Consider the following 25,380-nt stretch of genomic DNA (forward strand, 5'->3'; position numbering starts at 1 on the left):
GACGCCGCCGGCAAACCCGCGTCGACGGCGGATCCTCTTCTGCCCCGTCTGCACACGAGCACAAGGAAGCGAGGTGAGGTGCTCCATGAGCGGTGATAGTTGCCATCGCGAGATCATCAGCGCCACGCCCGCTGCCGGGCCGCTCGACGACATCGTCCTCTGAGTGGAATAGCCGCGCGGTGCGTCGCACCAGCAGGCTTCGCGATGTGCGCCGTGCCGTCGTCCTCGTGACGACGCCGCGGACGCACGCGCGTCCACACGAGGAGGGCTCCCATGACTCCGGAGCAGATCAACGAACTGACCATCGTCGTCGACGGCATCGCCGCACCCCTGTCGCGCGGAGACCTGCCGTCCGCTGCGGCGTCTCTGGCGGATGTCGAGCCCGATCGCCTGGCCGAGGTGCTCGAGCGGCTCGACGGCCGCCGTCGCGCCGTCGCTTACCGCCTGCTGCCGAAGGACCACGCGCTGCAGGTGTTCGAGGAGCTCTCTCCGAACATGCAGGGGGAGCTGATCGGCGATCTCCGCGACGCCGAAGTCGCCCACATCTTCGCCGACCTCGACCCGGACGATCGAGTCTGGCTGGTGGACGAGCTGCCCGCCTCTCTCGCCTCGCGGCTGATGCGGGGCCTCCCGCCGCGTGAGCGCGAGATGACCGCCGCGGTCCTCGGCTATCGCCGCGGGTCGATCGGGCGCCGCATGAGCCCCGAGTTCGTCTCCGTTCCGATCGGCAGCACCGTCGCGGGTGCTCTCGAGCGGGTGCGTGCCCGCCTGCACGATGCCGAGACGGTGTACACGCTGCCGGTCGTCGACGGTGGACGCCGCGTCGCGGGTGTCGTGAGCCTGCGCGATCTGCTCGCCGCCGAGCCCAGTGACGCTGTGAGCGACATCATGCAGCCCGCCCAGACGGCCGGTGTGGACGACGACGCCGAGACCGCCGCCCGCCGGTGCACCGAGCGGGGCCTGCTCGCGCTGCCGATCGTCGACAGCGAAGAGCGCCTCGTCGGCATCCTGACGGTCGATGACGCCGCCCGCATCCTCGAACACGAGGAGACCGAGGACGCCGCGCGCCAGGGCGGGGCCGAGCCGCTGCGCCGGCCGTACCTTTCGACGCCGATCGTCCAGATCGTGCGTTCGCGGGTCGTGTGGCTGTTGGTGCTGGCCGTCGGGGCCACCCTGACCGTCCAGGTGCTCTCGGCGTTCGAGGCGACCCTGGCTCAGATCACGGTGCTGGCGCTGTTCGTCCCGCTCCTCATCGGAACGGGCGGCAACACCGGCAATCAGGCCGCGACGACCGTCACCCGTGCCCTCGCCCTCGGGGATGTCCGACCTCGGGACGTCGTGCGCGTGCTCACGCGCGAGGTGCGGGTCGGGTTCTTCCTCGGCAGCATCCTCGGTCTCGTCGGGTTCGGGGTCACGGCGCTGGTCTACGACGTGCGGATCGGTCTCGTCATCGGTGCGACCCTCATCGCGGTGTGCACGATGGCGGCGACGGTCGGCGGCGTCATGCCGCTTCTCGCGCGCGCCATCCGCGTCGACCCCGCCGTCTTCTCGAACCCGTTCATCACCACCTTTGTCGACGCCAGCGGCCTGATCCTGTACTTCCTGATCGCCCGCGCCATCCTGCAGATCTGAGCTGCGCACGGTCGGGTGGGCCTCGCTTCACGCCGTCGCGGTTTCCGGATGCAAGGAATCGTGAGCGGCGCGCCGGTGCGGATGCCGTTCCGCCGGCGTGTCGGCGACGATCCCTTGCATCCCGGTCCGAGCGGAAGCGGCGAGCGGGAGCGGGCACCGCGTCACGCCCCACCCCGCCCCACCTGGTCGCGCCCCACTCCCGCCTCTGGCGGTTCCGGGATGCAAGTAATCGTGCGTGGCGCGCGGGTGCGGATACCGTTCCGCCGGCGTGTCGGCGACGACCCCTTGCATCCCGGTCCGAGCGGATGCGGCGAGCGGGAGTGGGCGGCTGGTCGGGCTCTCCCCGATCCACCTCGTCGCGCCCGAGCCAACCCGTCGCGCCCCGGCCGACCTCGTCGGAATCACGGGATGCAAGGGATCGTGCGTAACGCGCCGGTGCGGATGCCGTTCCGCCGGCGTGTCGGCGATGATCCCTTGCATCCCGGTCCGAGCGGAAGCGGCGAGCGGGAGTGGGCACCGCGTCACGCCCCACCCCGCCCCACCCCGTTGCGCCCCGCCCCAACCCGTCGCGCCCCACTCCCACCTGTTGCGGTTCCGGGATGCAAGGGATCGGCCGCGACGCGCCGGTGCGGATGCCGTTCGGGCGGCGTGTCGGCGATGATCCCGTGCATCCCGGTTCGAGCGGAAGCGGCGAGCGGATGCGGCGAGCGGGAGTGGGCACCGCGTCACGCCCCACCCCGCCCCACCCCGCCACCCCGCCCCACCCCGCCTCACCCCGTTGCGCCCCGCCCCAGCCTGTCGCGGTTCCGGGATGCAAGCGATCGTGGTCAAACGCGCCGGGGTGGATGCCGTTCGGTCGGTGTGTCGGCGATGATCCCTTGCATCCCGGCGCCCCGAACCCGAGCCAGGGTGCACCACCCCGGGCCCGACCCCAACCCCCGACCCGGGGTCAGACCAGGGCGTCGCGCGCGGCGCCGGCGGCGAGGCGCTCCGCGGCCAGCGACTCGGCGGCGGCGAGCGGTGTGACTCCGCGGGCCTCCGCCTCGTCGAAGATGCGGCGCAGCACGTCGCCGATGCCCTCGACACGGCTCGCGATCTCGCCCCGGTCGCGCTGCTTCGCGGCGAGGTCGAGGTAGATGACGCCACCCGCGTTCACGACGAAGTCCGGCGCGTAGAGGATGCCGCGGGCGGCCAGTCGGTCCGCCCCAGAGCGATGCGCCAGTGGGTTGTTCGCCGGGCCGCACACCGCCCGCGCATCGAGTGCGTCGATCACCTCATCCGTGAGCACACCGCCGATGCCGGCGGGCACGAACACGTCGGCCGAGGCGAGGTGGGCTTCGGCGGGATCGATCCACGTGGCATCCAGGCTCGTTGCGAGCTCGCGCTTGGCCGGATTGACGTCGGTGACGGTCAGTTCCGCTCCCTCGGCGGCGAGCTGCAGGGCGAGGCGGCTGCCGACCTGCCCGAGCCCGGCGATCGTGATGCGCCGACCGGCGACCTCGCGAGCGCCGGTCGCGCGCTCGAGTGTCGCGAGCAACGATGCGTGGACACCGATGCTCGTCGGACCCGCCGGCTCGCCCGAGCCGCCGACGCGGTCGGGAAGGCCCACGACGTGGCCGGTGCGCTCGCTGACGGTGAGCATGTCGTCGGTGGTGGAGCCGACATCCTCCGCCGTGCGGTACAGGCCGCCCAGCGATTCGACGGCGTCGCCGAGGTCGAGGAAGGCCGCGCGGCGACGCTCGGCGTCGAGGACGGTTCCCGGCGGCAGACCGATCACGGCCTTCCCGCCGCCGGCATCCAGGCCCGCCGCCGCATTCTTCAGCGTCATCGCGGCCGACAGGCGCAGCGCGTCGCCGAGGGCGTCGCTCCAGTGCGGATACGTCCACACGCGTGCGCCGCCGAGGGCGGGGCCGAGCACCGAGGAGTGCAGCGCGGCGGTGATGAAGAGGCCGCTCCGCCGCCCCGTGATCACCTCCACGCGCTCGTGCGTGAAATCGGGCAGGGGCAGGGCGTGGGTCATCGCGATCCTCTTTCGGCGGAGCCTTGTGGGCTCGTGCTCTTCGTGCCGCGGCGTTGCGGCATCCAGCCCATTGTGCCCCTTCTAGAGTGTCAGCGTGCCCCTCGATCTGCCGCCGCGAAGCCGCATCGTCCACGAGTCCCTGCGAGCAGCCGGCATCCCCGGCGAGATCGTCGTGCTGCCGGATGCCGCATCGACGGCCGCCCTGGCCGCGGCGGCGCTCGGCGTGGAGGTCGGCGCGATCGCGAACAGCCTCGTCTTCTGGTCCGACGGCGAGCCGCTGCTGGTGATGACCAGCGGCGCCCACCGCGTCGACACCGCGGCGCTCGCCCGCCGCACCGGCCGCACCGAGATCGAGCGAGCGAGCGTCGAGCAGGTTCGTGCCGCCACGGGTCAGGCGATCGGAGGCGTCGCGCCCACCGGGCATCCCGCGCCGCTCACGACCCTCATCGACGAGGATCTGGTTCAGTACGAAGAGATCTGGGCGGCCGGCGGCACCCCGCACACGGTGTTCCCGCTGACGTTCGACGAACTGGTGCGGCTCACCGGCGGCACGGTCGTCGCGGTGGTCTGACGGGCGTCACCCTCGTGGGCTGTCGAAGCTCCACGCGTCGGGATCGGTCGCCGTCGCGACATCCCAGTCGTCGGTGTGCCATGAGAACGTGGCGACCCCGCACGTCGGCATTCCGCCGATGCCCCCGTTCGAGAGACGTTCGGCGAGCACCGTCATCCCCGGGTCGTGCGCCACGATGAGAACCGAACGCACCCCGCTCGTGCCGGCGGCCTCGAGCAGCACGCGCGCCCCCGCGCCGTAGAGCTGGTCGCGGAGGTCGGGTTCGAGTCCGAGCGCCGTACCGAACGCGGCTGCGGTCGTGCGTGCGCGCAGGGCGGTCGATGCCAGGATGCGGTCGACGGCGGTCCCCGTGTCGACGAGTCGCCTCGCCATCTCCGGGGCGTCGCGGCGGCCCCGATCGTTGAGGGGGCGGTCGTGGTCGTCGAGTCCGGGCGAGCCCCAGTCGCTCTTGGCGTGGCGGACCAGGATCAGCGTCGTCATGGGATCATCCTGCCGCTCCGAAGACCGCGTGGGCGATCGTGTAGATGACGAGCCCCGCGAGCGAGCCGACGATCGTGCCGTTCAGACGGATGTACTGCAGGTCGCGGCCGACCATCAGCTCGATCTTCTCGGTCGTTTCCTGCGGGTCCCAGCGCTCGACGGTCTCGGTGATCACCGACGCGATGTCGGCGCGATGACGGGCCACCAGGGTCGCGGCGGCGTCGATCACACGCGCGTCGACGCGCTGCTGCAGCGCGGGTTCGTTCGACAGGCGGTCGCCGACCTCGACGAGGGCAGCCGCGATGCGGCGACGCAGCGGACTCTCGGCGTCGCCCAGCGAGCGGATCAGGCCCGCCTTCGCGGTTCCCCACGCCTCGGCGGCGAGGGCCCGCACGCGCGGGCTGTCGAAGACCGCGGCCTTGGCGGCCTCGAGCCGGGCGGCGGTGTCGGTCTCGCCCTGCAGGTCGGTCGCGAGGCGCTCCAGGTAACCGTCGATGGCCCGCCGCGCCTGATGTTCGGGGTCGGTGCGCACGGCAGCGACGAACGTCAGCGCTTCGCGGTACACCGTGTCGTCGACGAGCCGCGTCGCCACCGACGGCACCCACGACGGCAGGCGGCGCGAGACGAGACCCGTGAACACCGACCGGTTCGCGACGAGCCAGTTCTCGATGCTGTCGAGGGCGAGGTCGACCGCGCCCTGGTGGGCCCCGGCGCCGACGACGCGCTCGAGCCACCCGCCGATCGACGGACCCCAGGAAGGGGCGAGCAGATGCTCGCGAGCGAGGTCTTCGAGCAGATCCTGCACTTCGTCGTCGCTGAGAGCTGTGAGGATGCCGGATGCCGCTGCCGACGCCTCCGCGGAGACCCGTTCGGCGTTCTCCGGGCGGCGCAGCCATCCGCCCAGTCGCGATGCGACGCCGATCGACTCGAGCTTGTCGCGGATGACGCCCGCCTCGAGGAAGTTCGTCTCGACGAACTCGCCGAGCGTTCGGCCGATCTCGTCTTTGCGCCGCGGGATGATCGCGGTGTGGGGGATCGGGATGCCGAGCGGATGCCGGAACAACGCCGTCACCGCGAACCAGTCGGCCAGCGCGCCGACCATGCCGCCCTCCGCTGCCGCGCGCACGTATCCGAACGCGGGCACCGTCTGCTGCAACGGGAACGAGACGGCGAAGACGATCGCCATGAACACCAGCGCGCCCAGAGCGACGGCCTTCATCCGCCGCAGGCCCTGACGGCGGGCCTGGTCGGCGGGGGAGAGCAGGGAGGTCGCCGTGCGTGCCATCCGGTCATCCTCCCACGGGGGTTCGCCGTCCCGGGCCGGCGACGGCGTATCCTGACCGCGTGATCGATGACATCCAGAAGCGTGCCCTGCGCCGCACGAGCATCCTCGAAGGCCAGGTCCGCGGGCTCGCCCGGATGATCGAGAACGAGGACTACTGCATGGACATCATCGCCCAGTCGCGGGCGATCCAGAAGGCGTTCGCCTCGCTCGACAAGCTGCTCATCGAGAACCACCTCCGCACCCACGTCACGCACATGTTCGAAAGCGGCGGCGCCGACCGCGAGCAGGCCGTCGCCGAGCTCCTGAAGGCCTACGACCTCGAAACGCGCTGACCGCATCCCCGCCCGGGCCGACGCGGTTGCGGGCACGGGCCCGGGTCAGGACGCGAGGGGACCGAGCCAGGCGGCGGCGACGGTGCTGTGCGCCGACTCGGGGTCGGACGGATGGAACATCCCGGCGAGGACGTCGCGGTACAGGCGCCCGAGCTCGGAACGGGAGAAGTACGACGACCCGCCCGCGACGAGCATCGCCTCGTCGACGACCGTCTTCGCCGAGGTGACGGCGCGGTGCTTCAGGCCGCTGAGCTTCGCGAACCACAGCGCTCCGTGGTCGGCGCGGGCGTCGATGTCGCGGGCGATCGCCTCGAGCTGCGGCAGCATCCCGTCGTAGGCCAGTGCCATCTCGGCGATCCGCCACCGGATGTCGGGATCCTGGCTGTAGGCGGCGCCCGTCTTCTTGGACGTCCGGGACTGCGCGGCGGTGACCGCGAGGTCGAGGGCGCGACGAGCGATGCCGGTGTAGACCGAGGCGAGCAGCACCTCGAAGACCGAGAAGATGCCGAACACGAGGGGGTCGGGGTTCGGGCCGGGGGCAAGGCGCCGCACGACCCGGTCGGGGGAGGCGAGAGCCCCGTGCAGTTCGGTCGTGCGCGACTGCGTTCCGCGCATGCCGACGGTGTCCCAGTCGTCGCGGGTGCGCACGGCATCGCTCCGGTCGAGGAACGCGAACACCAGCTGCGGCGCGTCCTCGCTCGTGGTGTCGAGCCCGTGCAGTCCCAGGTGGTCCCAGACGGGCGCGAGCGAGGTGAAGATCTTGGTGCCGGTGAAGGCGTACCCCCCGTCCGGCTGCGGCGCCGCGACGGTGTCGCTTCCGAAGAGGACGAGGTCGTTGCCCGCCTCGCTGATGCCGAACGCGAAGACCTCGCCTGCGGCGGCCCCCTCCTGCACGAACCGCAGCGCGTCGTCACCGCGCTCGGAGAGGACCTTCGCGACCCCGGTCCACACAAGATGCATGTTGATCGCGAGCGCCGTGGCGGGTGCCGCGCCGGCGAGGCGCTGCTGCAGGACGGATGCCTCGGCGAGCGAGAGTCCGGCCCCGCCGAGGTTCTCGGGAACGAGGATGCCGAGGTAGCCGGCGTCGCGCAGCTCGGCGAGATCGTCGTCAGGGAGAACGTTCGCCGCGTCGACGGCGGCGGCGCGCCCGCGGATCCGCTCGATGAGGTCGTCGGACAGGTAACGGGCGGGGTCGAAGTCGCTCACGGCATCCATTCTGCTCTCGGGTGGATCCGAGGGCGCCGCCGCAGCTCCTCGGATCCGGGGGGTCGATGGCGCAGGATGAGCCTAGAGGTAGGGGGACGTGCCGAATCTGAGGAGTCGGCGCGGGCGGCCGCGCATCGGGAGAGGTGCGGCAGGATGAGGACATGATCTCGACCGATGCCGCTCTCGCCCTGCGCGAGGCCGGGCTCGTCTGGCGCCCGGCCTCGGGAGACCGCTTCCAGCTCGACGAGCCGGAGTTCGAGGCCGACGTCTTCACCGTCAGCGAGATGACGATCGAGCCCCGCCGATACCCGACCGGCACGATCCTCGCGTTCAACGGGACGACCGAGTGGGCGCTCGATTCCGTCGCGCTCGACGAAGCCCTGTGGCTGCCGCGCGAAGACCAGCTGCGCGAGATGCTCCGAGGCGGGTTCCGCAGTCTCCGCCGCCTCCCCGACACGCACCGCGTCGAGATCGAGTTCGCGGGCGAACAGCTCGCGTTCGACCACCCGCAGCCCGAAGACGCCTACGCTGCAGCGGTGCTCGCGATGCTCCGCCGGGTCGCCGACTGACCGACCGGCCGGCTCCGAGTCACGTGATCGTGTGGACCGGCGCGGTGTCGGGAATGGGCGATGCGTCGCGCCCGCGGAGATCGGGGAACCACTTCACACACGCCGCGGCGACGAGCAGACCCACGACGGCGAACAGTGTCGCGGCGATGTAGGCGCCCTGCGGTCCCACACCGTCGATGAGGAACCCTGCGACGGCGGAGCCGGCGGCGGCGCCGATCAGCTGTCCGGTGCCGATCCAGCCGTAGGCCTCGGCCGTCTCGCTGAACTTCACGCTCGCGGAGGTGATGGCGAACATCACCGCCAGTGCCGGCGCGATGCCGATGCCCGCGACCAGCAGCGACCCGCCGAGCCACCACGCGTTGAGCGAGAAGATCGTCGCAGCCAGCCCGACGGTGACGATGAGGAAGCGCCGCGCCATGGCCCAGCGTCCGATCGGGATGTGGCCGAACGACAGACCGCCGGCGAGGCTGCCGACGGCGAAGACGGCGAGCACGATGCCCGACTCGAGTCCGCCGTGGCCGAACGAGGCGACGACGCCCGCCTCCACAGCGGAGCATGCGCCGATGAGAAGGAAGCCGGTCACCGTGGCCAGCGCCACCGGCGGCTTGAGCAGGACGCGACCCAGGCTGCGCCGGCTGCGCGGGATGCGCACGCGACCGAGCTCGGGTGAGGCGATGAACCACGCGCCGCCGCCGATCAGGATCACGACGACCAGGAGGAGCCCGGGCACCGTGCCGGCCTGCAGCGCCACGAACGTGATCAGCACCGGGGCGATGATCCAGATGATCTCCTGCAGCGATGCGTCGAGCGAGAACAGCGGCGTGAGCTGACGCGAGGTCACCATCTTGGGGTAGATCGTCCGGACGGCCGACTGCACCGGCGGCGTCGACAGGCCCGCGATGAAGCCGAGGGCCATGTAGACCGGCAGGGGGACCTCGAGCAGCGCGAGCAGTGCGATCGCCGCCGCGCACACCGCGAGGGTGAGCGTGAGCACGCGGCGCATGCCCCACACGCCCATCCACCGGCTCGTCACCGGTCCCGCGATCGCCTGTCCGACTGAGGTGGCCGCCAGGACCAAGCCGGCAGCCCCGTAGGAACCGGTCACGTGCTCGATGTGAAGCAGGACGGCGAGGCTCGTCATCCCGTTCGGGAAGCGCGCGGTCAACTGTGCGGCGATGATGCGCGCGACACCGGGTGTGCGCAGCAGTTCTCCGTATCCCGCCACCCCTCCACGGTAGCGATTCCGGAGACCTCCCGGCGACCACCGGGTGGCGCCTCGGCGACACGCCCGCGACACGCCGATGCGACGAGATGCGTCGGAATCGGATGTCTGTGGGTCGGTCTAGCGTCCGACCTGTGGACAGACTCGGGGAGCGGCGGCGTGAGGCGCGGAAACACGCGTCGATCGGGCCTTCGATCCGGTCGCCGATCTGTGGATGAAACGGTGGACAAGATGTGTTGTACCTGGGGAGAGCGGTGCAAAACTACAGACTTGTAACTACTACCCCTTGTGGTGCCCCCCGATGTCGGCACCCATATGTAGTATTGAGGTCCCGGCGGGTTCTCAGCCGGAGATGCGTAAGAAGCGAAGGGAAACCACACTCGACATGGCGATCACGGTCTACACCAAGCCCTCCTGCGTGCAGTGCAACGCGACCTACCGTGCGCTGGACTCGAAGGGCATCGAATACGACGTCCGCGACCTCTCCGAGGACCCGGCGGCACTCGAGCGCGTCAAGTCGCTCGGCTACCTGCAGGCCCCCGTCGTCATCACCGACGAAGACCACTGGTCGGGGTTCCGCCCCGACAAGATCGACGAGCTGGCCGCTCGCTTCGCCTGAGCCATGAGCATGGCGGTCGCGACGCGGGCGCCTCTGCTCGTGTATTTCTCGAGCGTCTCGGGCAACACCGCGCGGTTCATCGACAAGCTCGGATTGCCCGCGCTCCGCATCCCCCTTCACTCCTCACCGACGCCCTTCGTCGTGACCGAGCCCTTCGTGCTCGTCACCCCCACCTACGGCGGGGGACAGGGGCGCGGTGAGGAGAAGGGTGCGGTGCCCAAGCAGGTCGTCCGCTTCTTGAACGACGAACGCAACCGCACCCTGCTGCGTGGAGCCATCTCCACCGGCAACACGAATTTCGGTGAGTCATACGGCCTCGCCGGAGACATCATCAGTCGCAAGTGCTCCGTGCCGCACTTGGACAAGGTGGAACTTTTCGGCACGCCCGAAGACGTCGAGCGCGTGAGCGCAGGATTGGAACGATGGTGGAATCAGCACTGGAAACAGCCTTGACCGATAACGGCTTCAAGGTCGACACGCGGTTCGAGGGTCTCGACTACCACGCGCTCAACGCGATGCTCAACCTCTACGGCGCGGACGGCAAGATCCAGTTCGACGCCGACAAGCGTGCGGCGCGGGAGTACTTCCTGCAGCACGTGAACCAGAACACGGTCTTCTTCCACTCGCTCAAGGAGCGCCTCGACTACCTCGTCGAGAAGGAGTACTACGAGCCGGCCGTCATCGAGAAGTACTCGTTCGAGTTCATCCAGAAGCTCAACGACTTCGCCTACGACAAGAAGTTCCGCTTCGAGACCTTCCTCGGCGCGTTCAAGTACTACACGAGCTACACGCTGAAGACCTTCGACGGCAAGCGCTACCTCGAGCGCTTCGAAGACCGCGTCGTCATGACCGCCCTCGGTCTCGCCGACGGCGACGAGAAGCTCGCGATCCAGCTCGTCGACGAGATCATCTCGGGCCGCTTCCAGCCCGCCACCCCGACCTTCCTCAACACGGGCAAGGCGCAGCGCGGTGAGCTCGTGTCGTGCTTCCTGCTGCGCATCGAAGACAACATGGAGTCGATCGCCCGTGGCATCAACTCCGCCCTGCAGCTCTCGAAGCGCGGCGGCGGCGTGGCGCTCCTCCTTTCGAACATCCGTGAGGCCGGCGCTCCGATCAAGCAGATCGAGAACCAGTCGTCGGGCATCATCCCGGTCATGAAGCTGCTCGAAGACAGCTTCAGCTACGCCAACCAGCTCGGTGCGCGTCAGGGTGCCGGCGCCGTCTACCTGTCGGCCCACCACCCCGACATCCTGCGCTTCCTCGACACCAAGCGCGAGAACGCCGACGAGAAGATCCGCATCAAGACGCTGTCGCTCGGTGTCGTCATCCCCGACATCACCTTCGAGCTCGCTCGCAACGGCGAGGACATGTACCTCTTCTCGCCCTACGACGTCGAGAAGGTCTACGGCGTCCCGTTCGGCGACATCTCGGTCACCGAGAAGTACCGCGAGATGGTCGACGACGCGCGCATCAAGAAGACGAAGATCAACGCGCGAGAGTTCTTCCAGACCCTCGCCGAGATCCAGTTCGAGTCGGGCTACCCGTACATCATGTTCGAGGACACGGTGAACAAGGCCAACCCGATCAAGGGCCGGATCAACATGTCGAACCTGTGCTCGGAGATCCTTCAGGTCAACACGCCGACGACGTACAACGAGGACCTCTCGTACGCCCAGATCGGCAAGGACATCTCCTGCAACCTCGGGTCGATGAACATCGCCCTCGCGATGGACGGCAAGAACCTGGCGCAGACGGTGGAGACCAGCATCCGTGCGCTCACCGCGGTCAGCGACCAGAGCCACATCGCCTCGGTCCGCTCGATCGAGGACGGCAACGACCGTTCGCACGCGATCGGCCTCGGCCAGATGAACCTGCACGGCTACCTCGCTCGCGAGCACGTCTTCTACGGCTCCGAAGAAGGCATCGACTTCACGAACATCTACTTCTACACGGTGCTGTTCCACGCCCTGCAGGCGTCGAACAAGATCGCGATCGAGCGCGGCACGTACTTCGAGGGCTTCCCCGACTCGACCTACGCGTCGGGTGAGTTCTTCGACAAGTACGTCGAGCAGGAGTGGGCGCCCCAGACCGACAAGGTGAAGGGTCTGTTCGACGGCATCCACATCCCGACGCAGGACGACTGGCGCGAGCTGAAGGCATCGATCCAGCAGCACGGCATCTACAACCAGAACCTGCAGGCGGTGCCCCCGACCGGCTCGATCTCGTACATCAACAACTCGACGTCGTCGATCCACCCGATCGCGTCGAAGATCGAGATCCGCAAGGAAGGCAAGCTCGGCCGCGTCTACTACCCCGCGCCGTTCATGACGAACGACAACCTCGAGTACTACGAGGACGCGTACGAGATCGGCTACGAGAAGGTCATCGACACGTACGCCGCCGCGACCCAGCACGTCGACCAGGGCCTGTCGCTCACGCTGTTCTTCAAAGACACGGCGACCACGCGCGACATCAACAAGGCTCAGATCTACGCCTGGCGCAAGGGCATCAAGACGATCTACTACATCCGCCTGCGGCAGATGGCGCTCGAGGGCACCGACATGTCCGAGTGCGTCAGCTGCATGCTGTGACGGATGCCGGAACCCGAACCAGGAACTGAAGCGATATGACCCCCTCACCGCTCAAGCTCGTCGACCACGTGCAGGCGATCAACTGGAACCGCATCCAGGACGACAAGGACCTCGAGGTCTGGAACCGTCTGGTGAACAACTTCTGGCTGCCCGAGAAGGTGCCGCTGTCGAACGACATCCAGTCGTGGAACACGCTGACCCCGGACGAGCAGACCCTCACGATGCGTGTGTTCACGGGGCTGACGCTCCTCGACACGATCCAGGGCACCGTCGGCGCCGTCTCGCTCATCCCCGATGCGATCACCCCGCACGAGGAGGCCGTCTACACGAACATCGCGTTCATGGAGTCGGTGCACGCCAAGAGCTACTCGTCGATCTTCTCGACGCTCGCCTCGACGCCCGAGATCGACGACGCGTTCCGCTGGTCGGTCGAGAACCCGAACCTTCAGAAGAAGGCCTCGATCGTCATGGACTACTACCGTGGCGACGAGCCGCTCAAGCGCAAGGTCGCCTCGACCCTGCTCGAGTCGTTCCTCTTCTACTCGGGGTTCTACCTGCCGCTGCACTGGTCTGCGAAGGCGAAGCTGACCAACACCGCCGACATCATCCGCCTCATCATCCGTGACGAGGCCGTGCACGGCTACTACATCGGCTACAAGTTCCAGAAGGGCTACGAGCAGCTCACGCAGCCCGAGCGCGACGAGATCAAGGACTATACGTTCTCGCTGCTCTATGAGCTCTACGACAACGAGGTGCAGTACACGCAGGACCTCTACGACGCCGTCGGCCTGACCGAAGACGTCAAGAAGTTCCTGCACTACAACGCCAACAAGGCGCTGATGAACCTCGGGTTCGAGGCGATGTTCCCCGCGACGGTCACCAACGTGAACCCGGCGATCCTGTCGGCCCTGTCGCCGAACGCCGACGAGAACCACGACTTCTTCTCGGGGTCGGGCTCGTCGTACGTCATCGGCAAGGCCGAGGCCACGGAAGACGAGGACTGGGACTTCTGAAACGCCTGGTCGTAGCCGACATCGTCAACGCGGCTACGATCTGCAAGCCCTCGGTGCGACGCTCCCTACGAGCCTCGCGCCGGGGGCTTGCCCGTGTTCTGCCCACATTCGTGCGGGACAACGTGATGACACGGCCAGCGGAGGCCGCGCGTCGCGCGATCAGGGCTCGCTTCGTGAACGAGCCCGCCGCTGAACGGGGGCCGCGCGACGCAATCGCCTCCGGTGAGGAGAGCACGACCCCCCAAAGTCGCACGCTCAGCACCGGAGGCGACCCCTAAGCATCACAGTGTCCGCCGCGCACCGATAGGGGGGTGCCGCACAGGCGGAGGCAGGCGTACAGTCGCGCTCGTAGGGCAGTGACGCTCAGCGGCGGCTTCGCCTTGAGTGCCCCCAACACTCGGTGGGGTCGCCGCCCGCGACTCGGGAGTGCGAGAGTCACGTGTCGTCAACGTGGCCGATGCCGAGTCCCGAGCGGAAGCGATGGGCCGTCGCACCCGCCACATCTCGCGTTGACGTCCCATGCCGCGCCCCGTAATGTTGCGAGGCTGCGCGAATCCGCACAGCACCACCGGAGGAACGGCATGACCATGCGCAACGAGCGCCTGATCGCAGCGGACCTGGACGAGTTCCAGCTCCGCAATGAGCCGTACCCTCCGGTGCGAGACGTCTGACACCGCCACTGTCAGAACGCCCCGCACCGCACAGGTCCGGGGCGTTCGTGTGTTCCTCTCCATGCGCCCGTTCCCGGATCGTCATCACAAGGAAAGAAACCATGGAGAAGCTCTCGAACAGGCTCCTGTCGTGGGCGAGCATCATCGACGAGAAGACTCTCGATCAGGCTCGCACCGCGTCGGGTATGCCGTTCATCCACCCACACCTGGCGCTCATGCCGGATGCGCACCTCGGCAAGGGGGCGACCGTCGGGTCGGTCATTCCGACCCTCGGCGCGATAATGCCGGCAGCGGTCGGCGTCGACATCGGGTGCGGCATGATCGCCGTCCGCACGCAGTTCACGAAGGCGCAGTTGCTCGGCCGCGACCTCGGGACGCTGCGCGAGCAGATCGAGCGGGCGATCCCGCTGTCGGCGGGTCGCGAAAACCGCAAGGTCGTCGCGACGGCCGAGCCGCGTGTCGCCGAGCTGGAGGAGCTCGCCGCGAAGAACGAGTTCGACCCCGCGCGCTACGCCGGGCACTGGCGGAACCAGCTCGGGTCGCTCGGATCGGGAAACCACTTCATCGAGGTCTCGGTCGACGAGACCGACGCGGTGTGGATGTTCCTGCACTCGGGCTCGCGGGGCGTGGGCAACAAGATCGCGACGCACCACATCGGGGTCGCTCAGCGGCTCGCGAAGCAATGGTGGATCGACCTCCCCGACCCCGACCTGGCGTACCTCGTCGAGGGCACGGAAGAGTTCCGGCGCTACATCCGCGAGCTCCGGTGGGCGCAGCACTTCGCGCTCCTCAACCGCGAGGAGATGATGGACCGGGTGGCTCGGCAGCTCTCCGAGACGATGGGCACCGACGTCGACGAGCTCGAGCGCATCAACTGCCACCACAACTTCACCGAGAGCGAGAAGCACTTCGGCAAGCAGGTGTGGATATCGCGAAAGGGCGCGATCCAGGCGGATGCGGGCCGGCCCGGCCTCATCCCGGGATCGATGGGCACGGCGTCGTACGTCGTGTCGGGGCTCGGCAACCCGCTGTCGCTCAACTCGTCGCCGCACGGAGCGGGGCGGGAGTACTCGCGGTCGGCGGCACGCCGGACGTTCACGCACGACCAGCTGCGGGCCGCCATGGCGGGCATCGAGTTCCGTGACACGGATGCTTTCATCGACGAGATCCCGCAGGCCTACAAGCCGATCGACCGGGTGATGGAGGATGCGGCCGACCTCGTCGAGGTGCGGCACACGCTCCGTCAGCTGGTCAACGTGAAGGGCGACTGATCCGCTTCATCACCGCTTCATCACGGAGAGAGAGGGGTGGATGCTGCGGCCTCCGCCCCTCTCTCATGGAGAAGGTCGACCCGCAGCGTCGCGGCGGAGGAGATCCGCGCAGCGGAGGTGGTTCCGTAGCGAGCCGTCCTCCGTCGTGCAGATCTCCTCCCGAAGCGGCGTCAGGCGTCGCCCTGGCCGATGTCGGCGGCCTCGGCGACAGCGTCTTCGTGCGGGCGCCCGAGGTGGCTCAGGGTGCGGCCCGCCACCGCGAGGATCGCGATCGCGACGACGAGCGCCGCAACGCCGAGCCAGTAGGGGGCGCTGGGCGAGAGCGCGGCAGCGAGAGGGCCGGCGACGGCGGGGGCGATCGCGCCGCCGATGAAACGCACGCCCGAGTAGGTGCCGCTCGCGACGTTCCGCGGCAGATCCGTCGCCTCCATGACGGCCTCCGTCAGCGCCGTGTTCAGCACACCGAGGAACAGACCCGCCACGATGACGGTCACGATCAGCACCGGGGCGCTGTCGATCCCGATCGCGAGCACGGCCTCGGCGACGGCGAGCAGCCCGAGCATCGTGAACAGGACCGGCCGCAGGCCCCATCGACGGGTCAGCACGGGAGCTGCGAGCACCGAGGTGAGCGCGACGGCGAGTCCCCAGCCGAAGAAGACGAGTCCCAGCTCGTGCGCGCCGAACGTCATCCCGGCCTCAGCCGCCGCCGACTCGATCGGGTATGGGCTGTACGCCAGCAGCACGAAGAACGCGACGTTGTAGAAGAATGCCGTGAGCGACAGGGTCAGCAGTGCGGGGTTGCGCAGCGCTCGGAACGACGCGAGGAACGACACCTTCGCCGGCGCCGCGGAGCCGGCTGCGGGCGCGGGGGACCGGAAGACCACGAGGATCGCGAGTAACGCGATCGCCATGAGCGCTGCCGTGCCGAAGAAGGGTCCGCGCCACGACAGCTCGCCGAGTGCGCCGCCCAGGAGCGGTCCGACGGCGAGCCCGATGCCGAGGGACGCCTCATAGAGCACGATCGCCTGGCGGCTGCCGCCGCTCGCGGCTCCGACGATGGCGGCCAGCGCCGTCGCGATGAAGAGGGCGTTGCCGATGCCCCAGCCCGCCCGGAATCCGATGATCTCCACGACTCCGCCCGACAGCCCGGCGGCGGCGGCGAACACCACGATGAGCGCGAGCCCGGCCAGCAGCGTCTTCTTCACCCCGAGGCGCGACGATACCCAGCTGGCGAAGAGCATCACGATGCCGGTGATGAAAAGGTAGCTGGTGAACAGCAGCATCGTCTCCGACGGAGTGGCATCCAGCTCTCGGCTGATCGCCGGGAGGATCGGGTCGACCAGGCCGATGCCCATGAACGACACCGTGCAGGCGAAGGCGATCGCCCAGACCGCGACGGGCTGTCGCCAGATCGACGCCTTCGCGGTCTCGGCCGTCGCCTTCGTCCGGTCGCCGGTCGTGGACCGTTCTGTGTTCGTCGCGCTCGACACGCGCACCTTCCTCTCTGTCGTGGTCATTGCAATTCCGGCTCCTCGAGCAGGGCCGCCAGAAGCTCGGCGGCGCGGGCGAGCGTCGACCGATCGGCGGCGCTGAGCCGGGCCCAGGCCGGCCCGGTCACCTCGAGCGCCTGCGAGCGGAACGCCCCGAACTGGTGCCGCCCCTCGTCAGTGATCGACACGAGCGAGGCCCTCCCGTCCTCGGGGTCGGATGCGCGCTCGACGAGGCCCTCCGCTTCCATCCGGCGCACCAGCGTCGTCATGGTGGGCTGGCTCACGCGCTGCCAATCGGCGAGGTCGCTGACCCGGGTGGGGCCGAGCTCGTCGAGGGCGGCGAGCGCGCGCCACGTTCCCGCGGCCGCGGTCGTCTCCACCCGGCGGGCGACAGCTCGGTTGAACCGGCTCGAGGCCGACATCAGGCGGATGGGGGAGTCGGGCAACTGCATAGACAGACTATACAACATGCATAGATGCGCTATCTAAATCCGACCGTCGCCGAAACCCCCCGAACATGACGAAGCCCCCGGCATCCTCCTCGCGAGAGAGGATGCCGGGGGCGTTCGCGTGGCGTCAGCGGCCGCCGTTGATGAGTCCGAGCCATTGACCGAACGGCTTCTCGCCGCGGATGTCGGTGTGGTGCTCGTTCTGCTCTTCGTCCGTGATCATGGTGATCCTCCCGCGTCTTCCGTGGAACTCATGATGGACATCCGCACGCCGTCCTGCGCGGTCCTTGACGAACGGCATCCGGCGCGTTAGGCGGGCGACACAGCATTGCTCCGCGGGATCACCCGCACGGGAGCGCTTCGGCCTCCTACAATCGTGCTCGTGTCGGAAACTCCTGCCCTCACGCGCGAGCCGCGCTTCAGCCCGGTCATCGCGCTCATCGCCGTCTCGGCGTCGTGGGAAGGCCGGCTCTCCGCAGCCCTGCGCGATCTCGGCCTCTCGACCCGCAAGTTCGGCCTGCTCGGTCACATCGGCTCGGAGCCGGGGATCTCATTCTCCGAGCTCGCCCGTCGCTCGCACATCACGGTGCAGTCGGCGCACACCGCCGTTCGCACGTTGGTCGACGAGGGGCTCGTCGCCGACGCGACCGCCCACGCGGGGTCGGCATCCGACCTGCGCATCACCGAAAAGGGGATCCAGGTCATGGAGCAGGCCCATCAGCGGCTGCTCGAGCTCGACGCGACGCTGAGCGACAACATGCCGGGGCTCGCATCATCGATGGACGGCATCCGCGCAGGAATCGTCTGAATCGGCTGGATAGGGTTCGAGGGTGTTCCGAACCCCGCTGACCGCTTTCCGTTCTCTGGCGATCGCCGAGGCCATCTCCTGGACGCTGCTGATCCTGGGCCTGATCATCCGCTCGGCGTTCGACCTGCCCGTCGCGGTGACCATCGGCGGCGGCATCCACGGCTTCGTCTTCCTCTGCTACGGCGCGACCGCCGTTCTCGTGGCGTGGAACAACCGCTGGTCGCTCACTCCGACCGTGTGCGCCGTGGCCGCGGCGGTGGTGCCCTACGCGACGGTGCCGACGGAGATCGTGCTGCGCCGACGCCAACTGCTCGCGGGGGAGTGGCGGACGGACGCGACGGACGACCCGCGTGACCAGCGCGCGCTCGACCGGTTCCTGCGCTGGTTCGTCCGCCGACCCGCGGTGCTCGCCGTCATCCTCGCGGCGGGGATCATCGCGGCCTACGTCGTGCTGCTGGTGATCGGACCTCCCGGACGGGCGTAACGTGATCGGATGCTGCGCACCGTCGCCCGCTTCGCTCTCGCCGCCCTGCTGATCACCGCGGGCCTCGCGCATCTGACCGTGCTCCGACGCGGGTACCGCATCGCCGTGCCCGACTGGGCGACGAGGTTGCTGCACACCGACAAGGACATGATCGTCGTCGCCAGCGGCGCGGCCGAGATCATGCTCGGGGCCGGGCTGATCGCGCTCCCGCGCGAGCGCGGCCGCATCGGAGCGGCGATCGCCGCGTTCTTCGTCGCCGTCCTGCCGGGCAATGTGCACCAGTGGCGTACGGGCACATCCGCCCCCGGGCTCGACACGGATGCCCGTCGCTTCGGGCGTCTCTTCCTTCAGCCGGTGCTCGTGGCCTGGGCGCTCTGGGTCGGCAGCCCTGCTCGGAGCACGTCCGGGCGGACGCGCTAGCCGCAACACACGGACACGGAATTTCTCATGAGGCCCCCGCGTTTGGTTGCCTGTCATGGTGAGCACATCCGCATCCGCAGCAACATCCGCATCGTCGGCAGAGTCCGACTACCGAGAGTGGGCCGCGTCGCGCCGATCGACGGTGACGGCGCCGCAAGGATCCCTCGCGCTCGTACTCACTCACTGGTCCGCTCCGGGCGAGCCCGCGGTCGCTGACGAGGAGGCGCGCGCCGGCCACCCGGTCGACGCGCTGCTGACCCGCCTGCAGCGCACCGACATCGAGACGGGCCTGCCCCAGGAGGGCTACCGCATCTGGCGGCAGGATTCACCTGCGAACGAGGCGTTCGAAGACATCGAGCGCTGGGACTACGACCCCGCTTGGGTGATCGAAGGCCGCTTCGAGCTCGTCGACGAAGACCGCGTCGTGCCGTTCGAGCACATCAAGGACGGCGGGGCCACACGCGGTCTTCCCGTCTCGGGCGACCTCGTCTTCGACATCGACGGCACGGAATACCGCCTCGCCGCATTCGACACGAACTACGGCGGACCGAAGCTCCATCTCGTGTTCGGCGACCGGACCAACGGAGCCGAGTCCTACGGCGCCGGCCGCTTCCTCTTCCTCGACCACCCCGGCGCGACCGGAGACCTGGCCCCCGGCGACAGCACGCCGGTGACCGTCGACTTCAATCGCGCGGTCGTTCCGCCCTGCGGCTTCTCCAATCAGATGAACTGCCCGCTGCCCCCGCTGCAGAACCGTCTGCCGTTCCCTGTTCGCGCGGGGGAGAAGAAGGTCCGGTTCGCCGGCGACTTCTCGCTCTGACCCCTTCCGCTCCCACACACCCTGACTGCACTCCCGCGACACGACGGAGCGCCCGCACCTCGCTCCGTCGCACCCCTCCACACAGCAAAGGAAACCCCGTGACTTCACGCGGCCTCTCCCGGATCTTCGCCGCCACCGCGGCGGCGACGGCCGGTCTCCTCGTCCTGGCCGGCTGCTCCGGTTCCGCCGACCCCGCCGGTTCGGCGGGCGCAAGCGACCCGGGCGCCGAGATCGTCGTCGGTTCCCAGAACGAGCCGACGAACCTCGACCAGATCTTCGGCGGCTCGTCGGGCGTGACGGAGGTGTTCACGGGCAACGTCTACGAAGGCCTGTTCCGCATCACCGACGACGCGCAGGTCGAGCCCCTGCTCGCCTCCGAGACGACCGTCTCGGCCGACGGCCTGGTGTACACCTTCACGCTCGAGGACGCCACGTTCCACTCGGGCAAGGAGCTGACGGCCGACGATGTGAAGTACAGCCTCGAGCGCTTCGTCGGCGACGAGTCGATCGCTGCGCGCAAGCGCCAGCTGAGCGTGATCCAGTCGGTCGCCGCCGTCGACGACAAGACCGTCGAGGTCACCCTTTCGCAGCCCTCGATCAGCTTCACCTACAACCTGGGCTACGTGTGGATCGTCAACCCGGATGCCGGTGACCTCACCGCCACCGCCGACGGAACCGGTCCGTACGAGCTCGGCGACTACCGCAAGGGCGACTCGATCACCCTCGACGTCAACGACGCCTACTGGGGCGACGCGCCGGCCAACGGCGGAGTCGTCTACCAGTACTACGCCGATCCCACCGCGCTCAACAACGCCCTCACGACCGGCGCCGTCGATCTCGTGACGAGCCAGTCGAACCCCGACAGCATCGCGGAGTTCGAAGCCGGCGGGTTCCAGATCATCGAGGGCACCTCGACGACGAAGGAGCTGCTGGCCTTCAACGACCGGATCGCCCCGTTCAACGATGTGCGCGTGCGCAAGGCGATCTACTCGGCCATCGACCGCGAGAAACTGCTCGACGCGATCTGGGACGGCCGAGGCGAGCTCATCGGCTCGATGGTTCCGCCGTCCGAGCCCTGGTACATCGACCTCGCCGACAACAACCCCTACGACCCGGCGCTGGCGGAGCAGCTGCTCGCCGAGGCCGGTCAGGAGGCGGGCTTCACCTTCACCGTCGACACCCCGGAGTCGGGCGTGCACTCCACGGTCGCGGAGTTCCTGAAGTCGGAGCTCGCGAAGGTCGGCATCACCGTCGAGATCAACATCATCACTGACGACGAGTGGTACCAGAAGGTCTACACCGAGAAGAACTTCGAGGCGACGCTGCAGGGTCACGTCAACGACCGCGACATCAACTTCTACGGCAACCCCGACTTCTACTGGGGCTACGACAACGCGGATGTGCAGACGTGGCTCGCCGATTCCGAGGCGGCCGCGACCGTCGACGAGCAGACCGAGTTGATCAAGAAGGCGAACCAGCAGATCTCGGATGATGCCGCGAGCGTCTGGCTCTACCTGAACCCGCAGCTGCGCATCGCCGCCGAGGGTGTCTCGGGCGTGCCGGAGAATGGGCTGAACTCGTTGTTCTACGTCTCCGACATCACGAAGGCCTGATCTCCATCACCCGGTACCTGATTCGACGGACAGGATTGCTGCTGCTGGCGTTCGCGCTGGCGGTGGTGATCCTGTTCGTCGTGCTGCGCGTGCTGGGCAATCCGGTGTTCGCCCTGATCTCGGTCGGCGCGACGGATGCCGAGATCGCGGCCGCCGCTGCCCGCCTCGGGGTCGACCGACCCATCGCGGAGCAGTTCCTGACCTACCTCGGCCAGCTCGCCGGCCTCGACCTCGGCAGATCCTTCACGAACAACCTGCCCGTCGGGGACGAGATCCTGCGGCGGCTGAACGTCACCCTGCCGTTGACCCTCATCGCCTTCGCGCTGTCGGTGCTGATCGCAGTTCCGGTGGGCTTCATCGCCGCCTGGAAGGCCCGCACCTGGTACGGCACGGCCTTCTCGGCCGTGTCGCAGCTGGGCGGCGCCATCCCCGTGTTCTGGGTCGGCATCCTGCTGGTCGCCGTCTTCGCGTTGAACTGGCGACTGCTTCCGGCCGGAGGCTTCCCCCGTCGCGACTGGGAGGACCCGGTGGCCGCGCTCGTCTCGTTGACGCTCCCCGTCGTGACCATCGCCCTCGTCGCCGGGAGCGATCTCGCGCGGTACGTGCGCAGCGCGACGCTCGATGTGCTCGGCCAGCAGTACCTGCGGGCCGCGCGGGCGACGGGGCAGAGCTTCGCCACAGCGGTCTGGCGTCACGGGGTGCGCAACGCCGTCGTGCCGCTGATCTCCATTCTCGCGATCCAGCTGTCGACGACCTTCGTCGGTGCGGTCATCATCGAGCGCGTCTTCGCGCTGCCGGGCCTCGGCGACATGCTTCTGGTCGGCATCAAGGAGCAGGACTTCCCGAGCGTGCAGGGCGTACTTCTGTTCTCGACCGCGCTCGTGCTGCTGCTCGGCTTCGCAGCCGACATCGCCCAGCGCATCATCGACCCCCGGCTGCGCGAGAGCATCTCGGGCAACCGGCGCACGAAGGCGGTCGCATGACCGCCACGACCCTCCCCGACACGGGCACCGGCCCCGTCTCGTCGACCGCGCGACCGCGACGACGGCGGTCGGTGAACCTCGCCGTCGGCGGCATCCTGTTCGGGGTCATCGCCGTGATCGGACTGGTGTCGCTGTTCTGGACGCCGTTCTCCTTCGACGACACCAGCGGCGACCGACTGCAGCCGCCGTCGCTCGAGCACTGGGCGGGCACCGATCGCCTCGGGCGCGATCTGTTCACGCAGCTCATGATCGGCGCTCGACTGGCCCTGACGGTCGGCTTCGGGTCGGTGCTCATCGCCGCGGTCATCGGCATCGGCCTGGGACTCGTCGCCGCCGTCGCGCGGCGGTGGATCGACGACGCTCTCACGAGCCTCCTCGACATCGCCATCGCCTTCCCCACGCTGCTGCTCGCGATGCTGATCGTCGCCTGGCGGGGAGCATCGGTCGATTCGGCGATCCTGGCGATCGGTCTCGCGGGCTCCGCTGTGATCGCCCGTCTCACCCGCATCGCCGCGACCCGTGTCCTCGCGATGGACTACGTCACCGCCGCACGGACATCGGGCACCGGACGCCTCGGCGTCGTGTTCCGGCACGTGTTGCGCAACGTCTGGCCGACCCTCATCGTGCCGCTTGCGCTGCAGTTCGGCGGAGCCGTCGGCGCAGAGGCGTCGCTGTCGTATCTCGGCCTCGGTTCGCCGCCGCCGAACGCGTCGTGGGGCCGGATGCTGGAGGAGGCGCAGAGCACGGTGCTGGTCGCCCCGACAGCGGCGATCCTGCCCGGAATCCTGCTCGTCGCCTTCATCATCGGTGCGAACCTGCTGGCCGACGGACTGCGCGACGTCGCCGACCCCACCACGAGGAGCATCGGATGACGGCCGCGCTGACGACCTCCGGCCTCGGCGTCCGGCTCGGTGAGGAGCGCACCCTCGTGCACGGCGTCGACGTGACGCTCGCACGCGGCGAACGCCTGGGCATCATCGGCGAGTCGGGTTCGGGGAAGTCCCTCACCGCATTGGCGGCGCTCGGCCTGCTCGCGTATCCGCTGACGCCGTTCGGCTCGGCCACGATCGCGACGGCCGACGGCGACGTCGAGGTCGTCGGTGCCGCATCCCGACGACTCGACCGCGTCCGCGGTCGCACGATCTCCGCCGTCTTCCAGGAGCCGCTGGCCTCCCTCGATCCGCTCATGCGCGTGGGCAAGCAGCTCGCCTGGCCGCTCAAGACCCACCGAGGACTCAGCGGCGAGAGGCTCCGTCGCGGGGTGCTCGACGCGCTCGCGGACGTTCAGCTTCCCGACCCGGAACGCATCGCCCGTTCCTTCATCCACGAGATCTCGGGAGGGCAGCGTCAGCGTGTCGCGATCGCGCTCGCGCTGGCCGCGGGACCGAGCATCCTCATCGCCGACGAGCCGACGACGGCGCTCGATGTCACGGTGCAGGCCGGAATCCTTGAGCTGCTGCAGCGAGAGGTCACCGACCGGGGGATGACCTTGCTCTTCATTAGTCACGACCTGCCCGTCGTCTCGCAGATCGCGGACCGCGTGCTCGTCATGCGCGACGGGCGCCAGGTCGAGCTCGGCGACACGGCGACGTTGCTGCGGTCACCCCGGCACGAGTACACGGCTCAGCTGGTCGCTGCGTCGCGCGCTCTCGACGACTTCCTGCCGGCGGAGCGCCGCAACGGTGACGACGGAACGCAGACGCGGATGGGGGAGTCCCGATGACCGCCACGGATGCTCCGATCCTCGCGCTCGAGCACGTCGACTTCGCCTATGGGCGCGGAGAGCCCGTCCTGCACGACGTGTCGCTCTCCCTGGCGCCCGGTGAGACGGTGGGCCTGGTCGGCGAGTCGGGCGCCGGCAAGACCTCGGTGCTCCGCCTCCTCCTCGGGCTGGCGACGCCGACCTCGGGGCGCGCTCTCTTCGAGGGTGCCGGGTTGCGCTCGACCGATCGATCCCAGGTGCGGGCGCTTCGGCGAGCGGTGCAGCCGGTGTACCAGGACCCGTTCTCGTCCCTCGACCCGCGGATGACGGTGCGGCAGTCGATCGCCGAGCCGTTGCGTTCCCTCGGAATCACCCGCGACCGCGCGGAGACAGCACGCCGCGTCGACGAATTGCTCCGGGCGGTGGACCTCGACGCGGATGCCGCGGGCCGCTACCCCGACGCGTTCTCCGGCGGACAGCGTCAACGGATCGCGATCGCACGGGCGCTCGCGCCACAGCCTCGGGTGCTCCTCGCCGACGAGCCGGTGAGCGCACTCGACACCTCCGTGCGGATGCACGTGATCGAACTGTTCCAGCGCCTCGCGGCGGAGCAGGGGATCGCGATGCTCCTGGTGTCGCACGACCTCACGATCGTCTCGGCGTTGTGCGAGCGCATGACCGTCCTGCAGGACGGGCGGATCGTCGAGGAGGGTCCGACGTCGCGCCTGCTCACGGCTCCGCGCGAGTCCTACACGGCGCAGCTCGTCGCCTCCGTCCCCCGTCTTCCCGCGGAATGACGGGGGAAGGGGCCTGCGACACGCCCGGGATGTCGCGCCGCTTTGCCAGGATGCCGGGAGCCGCGTAACTTATTACTTGTTCGCCCCACAGGGAAGAGCGAGAGGGCCGGAAGGTCCCGCCTCCCTCAAGCGGAGAACAACCCGAAACAGATGCTCTCGAGCATCGCAGGTCCAAGACCTGCCACAGGGTCCCGATCACATCCCTTCCATGACTGCCTCGGTTCGCCGAAGACGGTTCGGAACGAGAAGTGGATCGGGTATGGTTGTGAAGTTGCCCTCTGGGCTGGCTGTGAGGTCAGTTGGGGGAGCGTCCGATCCTTGAGAACTCAACA

Annotated in this window: 25 protein-coding genes; 18 read left to right on the forward strand and 7 right to left on the reverse strand. The window is 68.9% G+C overall.

The genetic code is table 11. The features are described from left to right. Positions 1 to 273: 273 nt before the first annotated feature. The gene (gene mgtE / locus ACPYN5_RS03835; protein WP_424447641.1) at positions 274 to 1,632 is read left to right on the forward strand and encodes a magnesium transporter; all 1,359 of its coding nucleotides are present in this window, start codon (positions 274 to 276) and stop codon (positions 1,630 to 1,632) included. 949 nt (positions 1,633 to 2,581) lie between these two features. Here mgtE and ACPYN5_RS03840 read toward each other — a convergent pair. Continuing rightward, on the reverse strand, positions 2,582 to 3,652 hold the full coding sequence (locus ACPYN5_RS03840; protein WP_424447642.1) for a Glu/Leu/Phe/Val dehydrogenase family protein: 1,071 nt from the start codon (positions 3,650 to 3,652) through the stop codon (positions 2,582 to 2,584). Between the two features lie 94 nt (positions 3,653 to 3,746). Between ACPYN5_RS03840 and ACPYN5_RS03845 the strand changes: the two genes are divergently transcribed. Continuing rightward, positions 3,747 to 4,223, forward strand: a complete 477-nt coding sequence (locus ACPYN5_RS03845; RefSeq protein WP_424447643.1) for a YbaK/EbsC family protein — start codon at positions 3,747 to 3,749, stop codon at positions 4,221 to 4,223. Between the two features lie 6 nt (positions 4,224 to 4,229). Here ACPYN5_RS03845 and ACPYN5_RS03850 read toward each other — a convergent pair whose 3' ends face one another. Beyond that, a complete protein-coding gene (locus tag ACPYN5_RS03850) occupies positions 4,230 to 4,703 on the reverse strand; it encodes a SixA phosphatase family protein (protein ID WP_424447644.1) in 474 nt (157 codons plus the stop codon). A gap of 4 nt (positions 4,704 to 4,707) precedes the next feature. Next, entirely contained in the window at positions 4,708 to 5,988 is a 1,281-nt protein-coding gene (locus tag ACPYN5_RS03855) for a DUF445 domain-containing protein (protein ID WP_424447645.1), read from the reverse strand. A gap of 59 nt (positions 5,989 to 6,047) precedes the next feature. On the opposite strand from ACPYN5_RS03855, the gene ACPYN5_RS03860 reads away from it, so the two are divergent. Next, positions 6,048 to 6,320 (forward strand): metal-sensitive transcriptional regulator, encoded by a 273-nt coding sequence (locus ACPYN5_RS03860; RefSeq protein ID WP_424447646.1) that lies wholly within the window; start codon positions 6,048 to 6,050, stop codon positions 6,318 to 6,320. Positions 6,321 to 6,365: 45 nt separating this feature from the next. Here the strand turns inward: ACPYN5_RS03860 and ACPYN5_RS03865 are convergent, their stop codons facing one another. Further along, positions 6,366 to 7,535, reverse strand: coding sequence for an acyl-CoA dehydrogenase family protein (locus ACPYN5_RS03865; RefSeq protein ID WP_424447647.1), 1,170 nt, complete (start codon positions 7,533 to 7,535; stop codon positions 6,366 to 6,368). A gap of 152 nt (positions 7,536 to 7,687) precedes the next feature. Between ACPYN5_RS03865 and ACPYN5_RS03870 the strand changes: the two genes are divergently transcribed. Then, positions 7,688 to 8,095 (forward strand): pilus assembly protein CpaE, encoded by a 408-nt coding sequence (locus ACPYN5_RS03870; protein ID WP_424447648.1) that lies wholly within the window; start codon positions 7,688 to 7,690, stop codon positions 8,093 to 8,095. A gap of 19 nt (positions 8,096 to 8,114) precedes the next feature. Here ACPYN5_RS03870 and ACPYN5_RS03875 read toward each other — a convergent pair whose 3' ends face one another. Then, positions 8,115 to 9,320 (reverse strand): MFS transporter, encoded by a 1,206-nt coding sequence (locus tag ACPYN5_RS03875; RefSeq protein WP_424447649.1) that lies wholly within the window; start codon positions 9,318 to 9,320, stop codon positions 8,115 to 8,117. Positions 9,321 to 9,702: 382 nt separating this feature from the next. Between ACPYN5_RS03875 and nrdH the strand changes: the two genes are divergently transcribed. From nrdH to ACPYN5_RS03900, 5 genes are all read left to right on the forward strand, one after another. Then, a complete protein-coding gene (gene nrdH / locus ACPYN5_RS03880) occupies positions 9,703 to 9,936 on the forward strand; it encodes a glutaredoxin-like protein NrdH (RefSeq protein ID WP_424447650.1) in 234 nt (77 codons plus the stop codon). A gap of 9 nt (positions 9,937 to 9,945) precedes the next feature. Continuing rightward, on the forward strand, positions 9,946 to 10,389 hold the full coding sequence (nrdI, locus tag ACPYN5_RS03885) for a class Ib ribonucleoside-diphosphate reductase assembly flavoprotein NrdI (protein ID WP_424447688.1): 444 nt from the start codon (positions 9,946 to 9,948) through the stop codon (positions 10,387 to 10,389). Beyond that, the gene (gene nrdE / locus ACPYN5_RS03890) at positions 10,359 to 12,527 is read left to right on the forward strand and encodes a class 1b ribonucleoside-diphosphate reductase subunit alpha (RefSeq protein ID WP_424447651.1); all 2,169 of its coding nucleotides are present in this window, start codon (positions 10,359 to 10,361) and stop codon (positions 12,525 to 12,527) included. The genes nrdI and nrdE overlap by 31 nt, the downstream gene beginning before the upstream one ends. Before the next feature lie 35 nt (positions 12,528 to 12,562). Next, positions 12,563 to 13,540 carry a class 1b ribonucleoside-diphosphate reductase subunit beta gene (gene nrdF / locus ACPYN5_RS03895; RefSeq protein WP_424447652.1) on the forward strand — a complete coding sequence of 326 codons (978 nt, stop codon included), beginning with the start codon at positions 12,563 to 12,565 and terminating at the stop codon, positions 13,538 to 13,540. Positions 13,541 to 14,312: 772 nt separating this feature from the next. After that, positions 14,313 to 15,482 (forward strand): RtcB family protein, encoded by a 1,170-nt coding sequence (locus ACPYN5_RS03900; protein ID WP_424447653.1) that lies wholly within the window; start codon positions 14,313 to 14,315, stop codon positions 15,480 to 15,482. Between the two features lie 170 nt (positions 15,483 to 15,652). On the opposite strand, the gene ACPYN5_RS03905 is transcribed toward ACPYN5_RS03900, so the two are convergent. Beyond that, a complete protein-coding gene (locus tag ACPYN5_RS03905) occupies positions 15,653 to 16,999 on the reverse strand; it encodes an MFS transporter (protein ID WP_424447654.1) in 1,347 nt (448 codons plus the stop codon). Next, positions 16,996 to 17,424 carry a MarR family winged helix-turn-helix transcriptional regulator gene (locus ACPYN5_RS03910; RefSeq protein ID WP_424447655.1) on the reverse strand — a complete coding sequence of 143 codons (429 nt, stop codon included), beginning with the start codon at positions 17,422 to 17,424 and terminating at the stop codon, positions 16,996 to 16,998. Before ACPYN5_RS03910 ends, ACPYN5_RS03905 begins: the two co-directional genes overlap by 4 nt. 379 nt (positions 17,425 to 17,803) lie before the next feature. Here ACPYN5_RS03910 and ACPYN5_RS03915 point away from each other — a divergent pair, with 379 nt between their 5' ends. The 9 genes from ACPYN5_RS03915 (at position 17,804) to ACPYN5_RS03955 (ending at position 25,048) form a co-directional block, all read left to right on the forward strand. Continuing rightward, positions 17,804 to 18,229 carry a MarR family winged helix-turn-helix transcriptional regulator gene (locus ACPYN5_RS03915; RefSeq protein ID WP_424447656.1) on the forward strand — a complete coding sequence of 142 codons (426 nt, stop codon included), beginning with the start codon at positions 17,804 to 17,806 and terminating at the stop codon, positions 18,227 to 18,229. A gap of 22 nt (positions 18,230 to 18,251) precedes the next feature. Beyond that, positions 18,252 to 18,713, forward strand: a complete 462-nt coding sequence (locus ACPYN5_RS03920) for a DUF3817 domain-containing protein (RefSeq protein WP_424447657.1) — start codon at positions 18,252 to 18,254, stop codon at positions 18,711 to 18,713. A 9-nt stretch (positions 18,714 to 18,722) separates the two neighbouring features. After that, the gene (locus ACPYN5_RS03925; RefSeq protein ID WP_424447658.1) at positions 18,723 to 19,133 is read left to right on the forward strand and encodes a DoxX family protein; all 411 of its coding nucleotides are present in this window, start codon (positions 18,723 to 18,725) and stop codon (positions 19,131 to 19,133) included. Between the two features lie 55 nt (positions 19,134 to 19,188). Next, entirely contained in the window at positions 19,189 to 19,953 is a 765-nt protein-coding gene (locus ACPYN5_RS03930; RefSeq protein ID WP_424447659.1) for a DUF1684 domain-containing protein, read from the forward strand. A gap of 98 nt (positions 19,954 to 20,051) precedes the next feature. Continuing rightward, positions 20,052 to 21,566, forward strand: a complete 1,515-nt coding sequence (locus ACPYN5_RS03935; RefSeq protein ID WP_424447660.1) for an ABC transporter substrate-binding protein — start codon at positions 20,052 to 20,054, stop codon at positions 21,564 to 21,566. Positions 21,567 to 21,586: 20 nt separating this feature from the next. Further along, positions 21,587 to 22,549: an ABC transporter permease gene (locus tag ACPYN5_RS03940; RefSeq protein WP_424447689.1), complete on the forward strand. Its 963-nt coding sequence runs from the start codon at positions 21,587 to 21,589 to the stop codon at positions 22,547 to 22,549. Beyond that, positions 22,546 to 23,421 (forward strand): ABC transporter permease, encoded by an 876-nt coding sequence (locus tag ACPYN5_RS03945; protein WP_424447661.1) that lies wholly within the window; start codon positions 22,546 to 22,548, stop codon positions 23,419 to 23,421. Before ACPYN5_RS03940 ends, ACPYN5_RS03945 begins: the two co-directional genes overlap by 4 nt. After that, the gene (locus tag ACPYN5_RS03950) at positions 23,418 to 24,272 is read left to right on the forward strand and encodes an ATP-binding cassette domain-containing protein (RefSeq protein WP_424447662.1); all 855 of its coding nucleotides are present in this window, start codon (positions 23,418 to 23,420) and stop codon (positions 24,270 to 24,272) included. The genes ACPYN5_RS03945 and ACPYN5_RS03950 overlap by 4 nt, the downstream gene beginning before the upstream one ends. Then, complete coding sequence (locus ACPYN5_RS03955) at positions 24,269 to 25,048, forward strand: ABC transporter ATP-binding protein (protein WP_424447663.1); 780 nt, start codon at positions 24,269 to 24,271, stop codon at positions 25,046 to 25,048. Before ACPYN5_RS03950 ends, ACPYN5_RS03955 begins: the two co-directional genes overlap by 4 nt. Positions 25,049 to 25,380: the final 332 nt, after the last annotated feature.

Origin of the sequence: Microbacterium arborescens, from assembly GCF_049707515.1 — a bacterium.
GTDB classification, from domain to species: domain Bacteria; phylum Actinomycetota; class Actinomycetes; order Actinomycetales; family Microbacteriaceae; genus Microbacterium; species Microbacterium arborescens_B.